The 13,068-nt window shown below is 68.3% G+C and carries 11 protein-coding genes; all 11 read right to left on the bottom strand.

The genetic code is table 11. The annotated features are described in order from the left end of the window. Positions 1-5: 5 nt before the first annotated feature. Genes HCT51_RS16580 through HCT51_RS16630 form a run of 11 tightly spaced genes read right to left on the bottom strand, consistent with a single transcriptional unit; the run spans position 6 to position 13,036 of the window. Positions 6-1,232 carry a pyridoxal-dependent decarboxylase, exosortase A system-associated gene (locus tag HCT51_RS16580; RefSeq protein ID WP_166874805.1) on the bottom strand — a complete coding sequence of 409 codons (1,227 nt, stop codon included), beginning with the start codon at positions 1,230-1,232 and terminating at the stop codon, positions 6-8. Next, positions 1,229-2,818 (bottom strand): acyl-CoA ligase (AMP-forming), exosortase A system-associated, encoded by a 1,590-nt coding sequence (locus HCT51_RS16585; RefSeq protein ID WP_166874802.1) that lies wholly within the window; start codon positions 2,816-2,818, stop codon positions 1,229-1,231. The genes HCT51_RS16580 and HCT51_RS16585 overlap by 4 nt, the downstream gene beginning before the upstream one ends. Continuing rightward, entirely contained in the window at positions 2,815-4,170 is a 1,356-nt protein-coding gene (locus HCT51_RS16590; RefSeq protein ID WP_166874799.1) for a glycosyltransferase family 4 protein, read from the bottom strand. Before HCT51_RS16590 ends, HCT51_RS16585 begins: the two co-directional genes overlap by 4 nt. Further along, the gene (locus HCT51_RS16595; protein ID WP_224760550.1) at positions 4,167-5,687 is read right to left on the bottom strand and encodes a lipopolysaccharide biosynthesis protein; all 1,521 of its coding nucleotides are present in this window, start codon (positions 5,685-5,687) and stop codon (positions 4,167-4,169) included. The genes HCT51_RS16590 and HCT51_RS16595 overlap by 4 nt, the downstream gene beginning before the upstream one ends. Then, positions 5,680-6,978, bottom strand: coding sequence for a rhamnosyltransferase WsaF family glycosyltransferase (locus HCT51_RS16600; protein ID WP_224760551.1), 1,299 nt, complete (start codon positions 6,976-6,978; stop codon positions 5,680-5,682). The genes HCT51_RS16595 and HCT51_RS16600 overlap by 8 nt, the downstream gene beginning before the upstream one ends. A 17-nt stretch (positions 6,979-6,995) precedes the next feature. Continuing rightward, a complete protein-coding gene (locus HCT51_RS16605; RefSeq protein ID WP_166874796.1) occupies positions 6,996-8,093 on the bottom strand; it encodes a glycosyltransferase family 2 protein in 1,098 nt (365 codons plus the stop codon). A gap of 1 nt (position 8,094) precedes the next feature. After that, the gene (locus tag HCT51_RS16610) at positions 8,095-9,195 is read right to left on the bottom strand and encodes a DegT/DnrJ/EryC1/StrS family aminotransferase (RefSeq protein ID WP_166874793.1); all 1,101 of its coding nucleotides are present in this window, start codon (positions 9,193-9,195) and stop codon (positions 8,095-8,097) included. Beyond that, positions 9,192-9,833 carry a NeuD/PglB/VioB family sugar acetyltransferase gene (locus tag HCT51_RS16615; RefSeq protein ID WP_166874789.1) on the bottom strand — a complete coding sequence of 214 codons (642 nt, stop codon included), beginning with the start codon at positions 9,831-9,833 and terminating at the stop codon, positions 9,192-9,194. The genes HCT51_RS16610 and HCT51_RS16615 overlap by 4 nt, the downstream gene beginning before the upstream one ends. After that, entirely contained in the window at positions 9,826-10,986 is a 1,161-nt protein-coding gene (locus tag HCT51_RS16620; RefSeq protein WP_224760552.1) for a DegT/DnrJ/EryC1/StrS family aminotransferase, read from the bottom strand. The genes HCT51_RS16615 and HCT51_RS16620 overlap by 8 nt, the downstream gene beginning before the upstream one ends. Beyond that, positions 10,983-11,975: an SDR family NAD(P)-dependent oxidoreductase gene (locus HCT51_RS16625; RefSeq protein ID WP_166874785.1), complete on the bottom strand. Its 993-nt coding sequence runs from the start codon at positions 11,973-11,975 to the stop codon at positions 10,983-10,985. Before HCT51_RS16625 ends, HCT51_RS16620 begins: the two co-directional genes overlap by 4 nt. After that, complete coding sequence (locus tag HCT51_RS16630; RefSeq protein WP_166874781.1) at positions 11,972-13,036, bottom strand: Gfo/Idh/MocA family protein; 1,065 nt, start codon at positions 13,034-13,036, stop codon at positions 11,972-11,974. Before HCT51_RS16630 ends, HCT51_RS16625 begins: the two co-directional genes overlap by 4 nt. Positions 13,037-13,068 lie beyond the last annotated feature (32 nt).

A 13,068-nucleotide genomic window follows, 5' to 3' on the forward strand; every position in this document is an offset into this window, starting at 1 on the left:
GCTGGTCATACGAGCACCTCCGCCGGCGGCGGATGCCCGAGGAATGCGGTGGGGCTCGCGGTCAGGCCGTACGCCCCGGCCTGGAAGATCACGATGAGGTCGTCGATCTCCGCAGGGGGCAGCTCCACGTCATCCGCGAGCAGGTCGAGCGGGGTGCACAGACATCCCACGACGGTGGCCCTCTCGCCGGAAGCGAGCGCGGCGCGGTTGCCGACCACGACCGGATAGTTGCGGCGGATGGCCTGGCCGAAGTTGCCGGAGGCGGCAAGCTGGTGATGCATTCCCCCGTCGACCACCAGAAACGTCTTGCCGCGCGAGACCTTACGGTCGAGCACTCGAGTGACGTAGACACCGCACTCCCCGACGAGGTACCGGCCGAGTTCGATCACCGGGCTGGCCTCAGGCATCCGCCGCGCGATCGGCCCGTCCACCAGCTCGTGCAGGGTGGCGGCAACCTCGTCCAGGTCCAGCGGCTGGTCCTTGTCGACATACGGGATGCCGAACCCTCCGCCCAGGTTGAGATAGCGCACCGGGGTGGGCAGGTGTTCGGCGAGCGCGCTCACCAAATCAACGGTGCGCCGTTGCGCCTCGGCGATGACCGACGCGTTCAGGTTTTGGGAGCCGGCGAACACGTGGAAGCCGAGCACGTTCGCGCCGGCGGTGGCGTAGTCGCGCAGCACGTCGGGCACCAGTTCCGCGTCGATACCGAACTGCTGCGGTCCGCCGCCCATCCGCATGCCGGATCCCTTCACCGCGAAGTCGGGATTCACGCGGACCGCGACGTTCGGGGTGAGCCCGAGTTCATTGCCGGCGCTGATCACCCGGCCGAATTCGGTGGTGGACTCGACCTCGACGATGATCCCGGCGGCCACTGCCTGCCGGATCTCCGCCGGCGACTTGCCCGGGCCCGCAAAACTGACCTTGCCAGCGGGCATCGTGGTGTCGAGCGCGGTCTGCATTTCCAGACCCGACGCGACGTCGATCCGGTCTACCCGGGCCGCCAGGTGCTGCACAACGGCGGGCATCGGGTTCGCCTTCATCGCGAAACTGAGTTCCACTCTGCTCGGCAGCGCCGCGCGCAGCCGGTCCACCCGCGCATCCAGCAGACCGCGATCGTACGCGAAGAACGGCGTCGACCCGACCCGGACGGCGAGCCTCGTCAGCGACATGCCGCCGATCTGGAGTTCGCCATCGGTCGTGCCGAATCCGGCGATGTGCTCGTGCGGCTTCATCCGGTGACCTCGGCCATCAGACGGGTGCGGTCGTACTTGCCGTTCGGCGACCGGTGCAGTTCGTCGCGCACGTGGATGTGTGAGGGGACCTGGTACAGCGGCAGGATTTGCTTGAGCGCCGCGGTGAGCGCGCTCGTCAGCGCGGCGGTGAGCGCGGTGTCGAGTTCGGCGGCGGTCGGCGTGACGATCAGCACGATCCGTTGGCCGAGCGCCGCGTCATCGACGCCGATGGCGACGGCGTCCCGCACGAGGCCGGTGCTGGAGGCGGCTTCCTCGATCTCGCTCGGGCTCACCCGGTATCCGGATGTCTTGATCATCTCGTCCGTGCGGCCCACGAAGTACAGGAAGCCCTCGTCGTCGGCCACCACCGTGTCGCCCGACCAGACGGCTCTCTCCGGCGACCGCCACTCCTGGTCGGGATGGCGCACCAGCCGGTACCGTTCGGCGGTGCGGATCGGGTCGTTCCAGTAGCCGAGTGCGACGAGCGCGCCACGGTGCACCAGCTCACCCGACTCACCGGGCTCGCACGCCGTGCCGTCCGGGCGCAGCACCAGGACCTCCGCGTTCGGGATGGCCTTGCCGATCGAGTCCGGACGCCGATCGACCTCGGACGGATCGAGGTAGGTGGAGCGGAACGCCTCGGTGAGCCCGTACATCAGGTACGGGTCGGCCTCGCCGAAAACACTGCGCAGTCGATCGAGGGTGGTCCGCGGCATCCGTCCCCCCGTATTGGCCCAGTAACGCAGCCGACGCGCGGTGGCCTCCGGCCAGTCCAGGTCGGCCAGTTGTAGCCAGAGCGGTGGCACGCAGGTGAGGCCGGTGACGCCATACTGCTCGCACAGCTTCGGCACCTCCCGCGGCAGCAGGTAGTTCATCAGCACGCAGTGGGCACCGACCGAGAAGGCCGTGGTCACCTGACTGAGGCCGGCGTCGAAGCTGAGTGGCAGCACGCTCAGGATGACGTCATGGCTGCTGTTCTGCAGGTACGTGCTCACGCTCTCGGCGCCGACGATCAGGTTGCGGTGGCTGAGCACGACACCCTTCGGTTTGCCGGTGCTGCCGGAGGTGTACAGGATCGCGGCGGGGTCCAGGTCGATGGCGAGCGACTGGGCGATGTCGCCAGCGGTCGCTTCGCCGTCCGGCCAGCGGTGCACCCGCCACGATGCGGCGGGATCCGGCACCGGGTCGCCGACGACGATGACGTGCGCGACCACGGTGTCCGGCAGCACCAGGGACAGCTGAGCGAGCCGGTCGGCCGAGGTGATCAGCACCGTGGCGCCGCTGTCGCCCAGGATGTGACCGACCTGGGTCGCCTTGAGCACGTGGTTGATCGGCACGAAGACGCCGCCTGCTGCGGAGACAGCGAAGAACGACGCGACGGTCTCGAACCGTTTCTCGAGATAGATCGCGACCCGGTCGCCGCGCTCAAGCCCCACGCTGAGCAGCTGCGCCGTGGCGGCGCACACCATCCGCCAGGTCTCGGCGTAGCTGAGCGTCGAATTGCGGTAGCTGAGCGCCGGGGCATCCGGAGTCTCAGTGGCCGCCTGACTGAGCAGGTGATGGAAGTTCGTCCTGGTCGGGGTCATCGTGTGCTCCGCTCGGCTCCGGCGCTGCGCTCGGTGAGATAGCGATCGAACTCGTCAGTGTCGTCGAGGTCGACATAGCGTCGACCTTCTGGGTCCGTGTCGGCCGTGTCGGCAGCGGTCGGGGGAACCGGATGTCCCGGCGTCGAGTACCCGGACAGCTCGTCGAACACCGAGATGTACGCCTCGGCCTGTGGGCGCCAGTCCATCAGGGTGGCCACCCGGGTGCGCGCCTTCCGCCCGAGCTCTGCGCGAAGCGCCGGGTCGTCAATCAGCGTTTCCACGGCATCGGCGAACGCCGCGATGTCGCCGGAGGGCACGTACAGCAGGGTGTCTCCTCCCGAGACGCGGGTCTCGACCAGATCGAACGACACGGCGGGCAGTCCGTACGCCATGTACTCCATCGTCTTGTTCATCGTCGACACGTCGTTGAGCGGTGTCTTCAGGTCGGGGCACAGGCCGATATCGGCTCGGCTGAGGTGCTCGGCAATGGCCACTTTGTCTACCCGGCCAGTGAAGGTCACGTGCTCGTCGAGACCGAGGGCGGTGGCTTGCCGGGTGAGGTCCTCGAAGCAGTCGCCGAAGCCGAGCAGGGTCGCGGTCACGTTGTCGCGCCCGCGGCGGTGCACGAGTTCGTCGACGACCAGCAGCACCTGGTCGACCCCGTCCTGGGGGCCCATGATCCCGAGGTAGACCAGGTTGATGCTGTCGGCCGGGCGCGGGTTGTCGGGGTAGATCGGGCGCATCCGCCGGGTGTCGGGTCCGCTGCGCACCACCGTCACCTCGTCGGGGCTGCGCCGTCCGCGCCGCAGCGCGACGGCCTTGTACGACTCATTCGTCGAGATGACCCGGTGCGCGGCGCGGAAGGTGCGCCGTTCCAGCCAGAGCAGGCCGCGGTACTCCAGCGCCTTCAACCCGCCGCGCGGTTCACCGAACCGGGAGATGAACAGTTCAGGGTTGAGGTCATGGTGGTCGAAGACGAACTTCACTCCAGACGCCCGCCACAGCAGCGCGAGCAGCCAGTACGTGTCTGGCGGGTTGCACGCCTGGATGATGTCGAACCGCCGGTTGCGCCGCACCGTCAGCGACAGCAGCGCGGTGCGGATCCAGCTATACGCGAACTCCCAGACGAAGCCGAGCAGCCCCTTCGCCTCCGGCGCCGGCGGGTACTTGTAGATATCTACCCCGTCAATGTGCTGGCGAGCGGGGTCACCTGGCCCCTTCGGGCAGATCACGCTCACGCGGTAGCCGCGCGCGATCAGGGCCTGGCACTCCAACCAGACCCGGCGGTCAAGCGGAACCGGCAGGTTCTGCACGATGATCAGCACGTGCGGGGAGGTCTTCTTGCGGCTCATGAGCGCTCCTTCGACGGTGACGGGATGCGGTGCCGGGTCGCCCGGCGGAATCGCGGCAGGTAGCCGGTCAGTTCGTCGAGGACCTGCCGGGCAAGCAGGCGCACTACGGCGAGATGCACCACGAGCACGGCGATGCCCATGAGTGCAATCCTCAGGATGGGCGGCAGACCGGGCGACAGGACCAGTGCCAGCCAGCCGGCTCCACCGCTGGCCAGGACCGCGGCGGCGAGGAAGCCGAACGGCCCGGCCAGTGTCCTCGGGGATGCTCGCAGCAGTTTCGCGACCAGGAACCACCGACCGGCCGTGGCGAAGATTGCGACGACGAGGAAGCCGTAGGCGACGGCGTGCAACCCCCACTGCACGGTGATCGCGGTGGCGGCGACCGTGCACAGGTCGATGATGACCGCGTAGACGAGCCACTGGCCGGGCTTGCCGAGTCCGTAGAACAGGCCGTGGTCGAGGGCCGCGCTCACCACCATCAGTCCGGCGAGCGCCAGAACCTGGGCGACCTGCGCGCTCTGCTCCCAGCCGTCACCGAAGATGATCGGGATGATCAGTGGCGCGGCCACGGCAACTACGACCAGCACCGGCGACAGCGCCGCGTACGTCATCCGAAGGGCGCGGACATAGGCGCTGCGCAGGCGATCGGCGGAATCGCGGATTTTGGCGAATGCGACGGTGGAGACCGGCACGAGGGCAGCGCCGGTGAGGTCCTGCACGATTTGCACCAGCCGTTGCGCGATATTGAGGTAGCCGAGCGCGGCCAAGCCGAGCGTGCCCGAGATGATGGCAGCCTCCGCCCACGCTCGGACCATGGCGACGAACTCGACGGCGAGCACCTTACTGCCGAAGCGGGCCATCATGACGAACTCGCTGCCCGAGAAGACGAATGATGGGCGCCATCTGGCGGCGACCCAGGCGAGCACGGCGGTCAATAGGAGCGCGGTCAGTGTCTGACCGACCAGCGCCCAGACGCCGAAACCGGTGACGGTCATCGCGATGGCTACTACCTGGGCGGCAACGGCAGCGATGCTCGCTTGCACCGCGATTACCCGGAACCGCATCTCCCGGCGCAGCAACGCCATCGGAACGGATGCCGTCGCCGTGAACACCACGGCGAGCGCGAGCACTTGCATCACCGGAACGATCTGGTCGGAACGGAACACCAGTCCAACGAGCGGAGCGCTCAGCACGAGGACAACGGTCAGCAGGATGCCGGCGACCAGTGAGAACCAGAACCCGGTGCTGAGCATCCGGCGATCTGGTTTGTCCGCTTGCACGATGTACGCGGCAAACCCGAGATCGGCGAGCAGGTAGAAGAACGGGAGCACGGTGGATGCGGCGGCCACGGTGCCGAAATCCTCCGGGCTGAGGAATCGGGTGAGAACCGCGATCGTGACGAACCCGGTGATCCGAACCGCCCACTTTTGGATGGTGAGCCACATCACTCCCGCCGCCGCCTGTCGTCCGATGGACGGAGGATCCTGCACGGGTACCGGCTGTGGTTGCTTAGTCACTGCGCACGCTGCTCTCGCGCACCGACGTTTCGGTCGCGTACACCTCGTCCTCGATGATCCGCACGATCTGCGCCTGCGCTCCGGCCCAGCCGACGCCGCGCACCGATTCGGATGCCGCGTGCGCACGTTCCGCGACGCCGGCACGAACCACCGTCTCGCTGAGCGCTGCCGCGAGCGCGTCGGGAGTCGCGCCCGCCCACACGGCGTGTTCGTTCTGCAGCACGACCCGTGAGTGCGCTGAGTCATTCATGACGGGAATCGTGCCCGCCGCGAGCATCTCTTCCGGCACCAGGGAGATGTTCGTGAACGAGAGGGCGAGCCCGGCGATGCAGGAGTTGTACAGCTCGTTGAGCTGGACCGGGCTCAGCCGTCCGTGCTGCGTCGCCGGGAACGGGAGCCCGCGTACCGTCGAACCGTAGAAGTGGATCGGGACCTCGGGGTGGAGCTCGTGGAATCGGTGCAGGGCGAGGCGTGCCAGCCAGTAGCCGCGTCGCGGGACATCTGGACGGGCGAAGAACACGACTCCGGTGCGTTCACGGCCGGGAAGCTGGCGGTAGACCGTGGTGTCGCAGCCGAACTCGACGACGTCCGGCACAACGCCGACCTCGCTACGCAGCAGCTCGGCCACCATCTCGCCCAGGGCGATGCACCGGAACCCGAAGCGGTAGGAGTCCTCGGCCAACACATACATCGCGCCGCGCGCGTAGAAGTACGGCTCGTAATCCTGAATAAAGTAGAGCCGCCGCATGGGGGAGCCACGGCGAGCCAAAACGTGAGCCGTGTTCCACGACGAGGCAACGCAGGCATCTACCCCGTCGATCCCCCGGGTGGCATCGCGGACCTCGGCATCAAGGTCGGGCCACCACTCGCGGATCACGCGCTCGTGTGCCCGAATGTCGCCGCCGTGGCGGTCGTAGAGGAACAGAACACACCGGTGACCCGCCTCCTCCAGGGCGCGGACCATCCGGAGCAAAGTCGTGTGACCGCCTGAGCCCGCGCTCGGCGGCGACATCACCCACCCGATGGTGAGTGGCTCCGCCGGCGATGGACGGCGATCCGGGAATGTCAGGCTCAGCTCGGTCGAATCGACGACGTCGCCGTCGAGCAGCAGCTCCTCGAGGCTCGCGGCGCCCAGCCGGTTATAGGCGATGCGCGCGAGTCGCTGGGCGAGGCCACGAGGACCATCCTGACGAAGGATGCCGACAGCCCTGGCGACGCGTGATCCGATATGGCGCGTCCTGCGCGTCAGTGCCGATCCGAGTGCCGATGCGGATGCCGATGAATTCGTCATGTCCCAACCTCCATGTCTCAACCGCCGAATCTCTTCCATCGGAACCACCAGTACCTGTTCAGCAGCCGCCGGACGATGGCCGTTCCCACGAATATCTGGGTGCGGTGGCAGAACGCGGCACCCAATCTCTGTCGCCTGCGGAGCGCCCGGTACGGCCGCAGTGATCCGACGCCGGGGTACGTTTCGGTCGCAAACGCCACGCACTCGTCCACGGCGGTCGCGTGGGGATTGCCCTTCTCGTATTCCCGGCACGCCCACCACAACGGATGGCCGGCTAGGCGCGCATAGGTGGGAGCGGGATCGATCCCCGCTCGGGTGAGCTCACCAGCATGGTTGGTGAAGAGGCTGTCGAAGACCAGCTTGCGTTGGCGGACGTCCGCCCACGACTCCTGGTAGACGCCCTGGCTCATGCTCGAGCCGTGAATCCGATAGCGTCCCTGGGGATGCCCGCCGACATACCCGATGTCGGCGACCAGCGCGACCCGCAACCACATGTCGAAGTCGCCGGCGTGCGTCAGCAGCGGGTCGTAGCCCCCTGCCGCGCGCTGCACCTGAGTCCGCAACACGGTTCCGGGGGTGGGCACCACATTCACGGCTTCCCGGCACCGTTTGCGCAACCACTTTCGGCCGGAGTACACGATCGCCGTGGGGCGACGGCGCGGCGCCGGGCTTGAGGGCGACGCGCCCTCACCGAACTCCTCGATGCCGCCGTAGACCATGCCGACCCCGGGGTTCGCCTCCATCAGCCGCACCGAGCGCTCCAGCGAACCGGCCGGCAGTTCGTCATCAGCCGACAACAGCGTGACGTAGTCTCCGGAAGCCCACTCCAGCAGGCCTTCGTTGTAGGTCGCAATATGGCCCTTGTTCTGCGGGTGCACGACCACCTCGACGTTCGGATACTGCACCGCGAGCTCCACGGCAATCAGGGCAGAATCGTCGTGCGAGGCGTCATCGATGATGAGTACGCGTGTGCGCACTCCCTGTTGGCTCACGACGCTGCGCACGCACGTGGCGAGGAATCGCCCATAGTTGTAGCAGGGGATCACTACCGACACGATGGGCAGCTCGCTCACCTCGGGTCGAGGCTCGGCGGTCACCGTCTGCGAGTTCGACATGTCAGACAGTCCTCCGAAGCGCGTCGACGACATCGGACTGATGCTCGGCCGTCAGGTGCGGGAACATCGGCAGCGAGAGGATGCGGCCGGCCGCCGCCTCCGCGACGGGAAACTCCCCGTTCCGATAGCCGAGATCGGCATACGCGGCGGTGAGGTGCAACGGGGTCGGGTAGTGGATGGCGGCGCCGATTCCCGCGCTGCCGAGGTCGGCGTGCACCCGGTCGCGCTCGTCGACCTGCACGACGTAGAGATGCCAGACATCCTCGTTGCCGGGTCGGACGGTGGGCACCCGAACGCCCGGCACGTCGGCGAGCAGCTCGGCGTAGTGGGCGGCGGCGGCGCGGCGCGCGGTGTTCCAGGTGCCGAGGCGGCGTAGCTTCGCCCGCAGCACCGCGGCCTGCACGGCGTCGAGGCGCGAGTTCACACCCACCCGGTCGTGCACGTATTTCACCGAGCTGCCGTGGGCGCCGAGGTTGCGCACGAACTCCGCGACGGCGGGGTCGTCGGTGAGCACCGCGCCGGCATCGCCGGCGGCGCCGAGGTTCTTGCCCGGATAGAAGCTCGTCGCAGCGACGTGGCCAAGTGCGCCGGCGCGGCCGACGGCGGATGACGCCCCCTGCGACTGCGCGGCATCTTCGACGATGGCGAGCCCGTGCCGTTCGGCGAGTGCGGCGAGCGCCTCCATCGGGGCGGTCTGGCCGTACAGGTGCACCGGGGCGATTGCCCGCGTCCGCGGGGTGATCGTCGCCTCGACAGCGGCCGGGTCGATCAGCAGCTGATCGGGGTCCACGTCGACGAATACCGGCACGGCGCCGATCCGGGAGACCGCCTCCGCCGTCGCGATGAACGTGTTCACCGGAACGATGACCTCGTCGCCCTGGCCGACCCCTGCCGCCCGGAACGCCAACTCCAGCGCGTCGGTGCCGTTGCCGACGCCGACGCAGTAGCGCACGCCGGCGAACTCGGCATACTCGCGTTCGAACGCGTCGACCTGCTCACCGCCGATGAAGCCGGCCGTGGCGAACAGGCGCTCCCACACCGGAAGCACCTCGTCGGCGATCTCGGCTTGCTGCGACACCAGATCTACGAACGGAACCCTCATGCTCGCGAAACCTCCAGCTGACGGGCGGGAACTCCCACCCACGTTTCTCCCGACGGCAGATCCTGGGTCAGCGCCGCGCCCATGCCGAGCACCGAGTGCCGGCCGACCCGGATGCCCTCCCGCACGCTCGCGTTCATGCCGAGGTACGCGCCCTCCCCGATCCAGGCGTGTCCCCCGAGCGCCACGCCCGCGCAGAGCGTGGCGAAGGATTCGACGAGGTCGTCGTGAGTCAGCGTGACGTGCGGCATGACGACAACGTGCCTGCCGAGTTCCACGTTGGTGGTCAGAACGACACCGGCGAGCAGGATGCTGCCCTCGCCGACCGTACAGTCCGACGGCAGCAGCACGCTCGGATCGATCACCGTGACGTAGTCGTCCTTGGTGCGGCCCCGCTCGGCAAGGCGGGCCGCGATCGCCGCGCGCACGATGCCGCGCCCGGCGCAGATCAGCAGGCTCGACTGGGGGTGGTTGCTCGCATCATCGATTCCGCCGACGACCGGCACGCCGTCGAGGCTCTTGCCCCACTTGGACGCGTCGTCGTCGAGGAACCCGACCACGGTGTGCTGGCCGGAACGACGCAGCACCGAGAGTGCCTCCCTCGCCAGGCCGCTCGCGGCGACCAGCAGCACGTCAGCCATGACCGACCGCCACGACTGGGGCGAGCAGGGCGTCGATCACGGTGGCCTGCTGCGTCTCGTCCAGCTGGTGATACAGCGGCAGGATCAGCGTGCCGCGGGTCAGCCGCTCGGACACCGGCAGCGGCACCCGAATCGACGTGCCGCTGGCGTACGCCCGCTGCAGGTGCGCGGACATGATGCCGCGGCGGGCCGAGATGCCAGCTTCGGCCAGGTGCTGCAGCAGCGCCTCCCGGTCGAGCGGGTACTCCTCGCAGATCTCGACCCACATCGACTGGAAGTTGCTAGTGCCCCAGTCGGGATCGACGACCGCCCGCAACCCCGGAACGTGCTGCAACGCGTCGGTGTAGGTCGCGGCGAGTTCCCGCCGCCGCCGAACCAGAGTCGGCAGCTTGTCGAGTTGCACGATGCCGACGGCGGCCTGCAGGTCGGTCATCCGGTAGTTGAAGCCGATCTCGTCGTAGTGTTCCTCCGGCGCGACCAGCGCGAGGTGCCGTTCGGCGGCCGAGCTGCTCATCGCGTGCTCGCGCAGGCGACGGGCTCGGGCCGCCCAGTCGGCGCGCGAGGTGGTGAGCATGCCGCCTTCCCCAGTGGTGAGCAGCTTGCGCGGGTGGAACGACCAGGCCACCAGCTCCGCGGACGCCCCGACCGGGCGACCCAGATACCGGGAGCCGGCGCCGCACGCGGCATCCTCAATCACGGTGATGCCGAGCGGATCGCACAGTGCCCGGATTGACGTGAGGTGCACCGGCATCCCGCCCTGGTCGACGATGATCACGGCGCGGGTGCGCTCGGTGAGCAGCGGGGCGATGGTTTCGGCGGTGACGTTGCCGGTCTGCGCGTCGACGTCGGCGAACACGGCGAGCGCCCCGACATAGCTCGGCGCGTTCGCGGTGGCGATGAACGAAAAGGAAGGAACGATGACCTCGTCGCCGGGCTGGATGCCGGCAACTACCAGCGCCAGGTGCAGCGCCGTGGTGCAGTTGGAGGTGGCAATGGCGTGCTCGGCCTGCATCGCCTCGGCGAACAGTTGCTCGAAGCGGGCAACCTGCGGGCCCTGCGCCACCCAGCCGCTCTGGATCACCGCGGTGACCGCGGCGATCTCCTCCTCGCCGAGCCACGGCTTCATCACGCTGATGCGATCGTCCCCGTTCATGCTGGCACCGTCCGTCCGGCCGCGATTTCTTCGCGAAGCGGATGCCACCACTCCACGAGTTGGCGAAGGCCGTCTTCGAGCCCCACCTCGGCGGTGAATCCGAGGTCGCGGCGGGCGGCAGTGGTGTCGGCGAGCCGTCGAACCACGCCGTTCACCGCGCGCTCGGGGCCGTGCGTCACCGACAGGTCGGAGTCCATCGCCGCGAGCAGCGCTTCGGCCAGTTCGAGCAGGCTGGTCTCGGTTCCGCTGGCGACGTTGTACACGCCCTCAGCCACGTCACTGGCTGCGGCGAGCAGGTTGGCCCTGGCGATGTCGCGGGTGAAGACGAAGTCCATCGTCTGCGCGCCGTCGCCGAAGATGAGTGGCGGCATCCCGTCGGCGATGCGCTCCATCCAGCGCACCAGCACCTCGGTGTACACGCCGTGCACGTCCATCCGGGGCCCATACACGTTGAAGTAGCGCAGCAGCACGAAGTCGAGGCCGTACATGGCCCGGAAGCTGCGCAGCATCCCCTCGTTGAAGGATTTCGCCGCCCCGTAGAAGGTGTCGTTGTTGTGGTGATGGTGGCCCTCGCCGGTGGGGAATTGGTCGGCCAGGCCGTACACCGAGGCGCTGGATGCCGCGATCACCTTGCCGACCGAGTGGTTCACGGCCGCTTCCAGAACGTTAAAAGTGCCGTCGACGAGCACCTCGAGCGCCAGGCGGGGGTCTTCGGCGCACTGGGTGATGCGGATGGCGGCCTGGTGGAACACCAGATCCTTGCCCCTAGTGACCTCGTTGACGGCGTCGCGATCGCGCAGGTCGCCTTCGATGAGCGTGACCCGGCCGCTCTGCAGCGCCGGTTCGAGGTTCGCCACCCGGCCGCGCACCAGGTTGTCCAACACGTCGATGTGGGCGGCTCCCGCGTCGAGCAGCTGGTCGACGATTGCCGATCCGATGGTGCCGGCACCGCCGGTGACGAGCACGGTGGCTCCTTCGATCGTGCTCATGCCACTACCTCCAGGTCGGGAAGATCCTCTTCAATGGGGACGGCGGCACCTGCCGCGCGCAGGCTGACGGCCGCGGCATCCAGCACCGACAGCACCCGCATCGCGGCCCGGCCGTCGGTGCGCGGGGCCCGCTCCTCGCGGATCGCCGCCGCGAATTCGGTGGCCATCAGCGCCAACGCCTCGTGCTCCGGCAGTGCCGGCGACCAGGTGTCGCCGAGCCGGTACGACACGGTGGATGCCTTGCGCTCGACGCTGGTCGCCGATTGCCGTTCGATGTCGACGCCGCGGTCGTAGATGCTGAGCCGCTGCTGCGGGTTCAGGTCATCCCAGACCAGAGTCTGCTTGGTGCCACCGATGACCATCCGGCGGATCTTGGTGGGGCTCAGCCAGTTGACATGCACGTGGGCGATAGCCCCCGCGCCGAACGGGATCGTGAGGTACCCGACGCAGGCCTTGCCCGCGCCGAGCGGGTCGGCGCCCTGGGCTGACACCGACCGGGGCCGCAGTCCGCCCGGCAGGATGAAGTCGATGATCGACAGGTCGTGGGGCGCGAGGTCCCAGAACACGTCGACGTCGGGTTGGATCAGTCCCAGGTTGATGCGCACGGAGTCGATGAACAGGATGTCGCCGAGCGCCCCCTCCTCGACCAGCTCCCGAATCCGCTGCACCGCTGGCGTGTAGCAATAGGTGTGGTCGGCCATCAGCACCAGTCCGCGCTCGGTGGCCTCCCGCACCATGGCGTCACCGTGCTCGCGGGTGTCGGCGAGCGGCTTCTCGACCACCACGTGCTTGCCGGCGCGCAGGGCGGCGAGCGCGATGGCATGGTGGGTGCGGGCGGGCGTGGCGATCGCGACCGCGTGGATCGCGGCATCCGTCAGCACGTCATTCAGGTCGGTGACCACGGCGACGTTGCCGACCTGGTCAGCCACCCGCCTGGCCCGCTCACCGTCGAGGTCGCAGATGGCGGCGAGTTCCCAGTCGGGGCTGGCGTGGAAATTTCGGGCGAGGTTGGGCCCCCAGTAGCCAGCGCCAATGATGGCGATGCGTAGTCGTTCCTGCATTGTTCCCCCAATTCCGTGGTTCTGGCAGGTGC

Origin of the sequence: Salinibacterium sp. ZJ450, assembly GCF_011751885.2 — a bacterium.
GTDB lineage: Bacteria > Actinomycetota > Actinomycetes > Actinomycetales > Microbacteriaceae > Ruicaihuangia.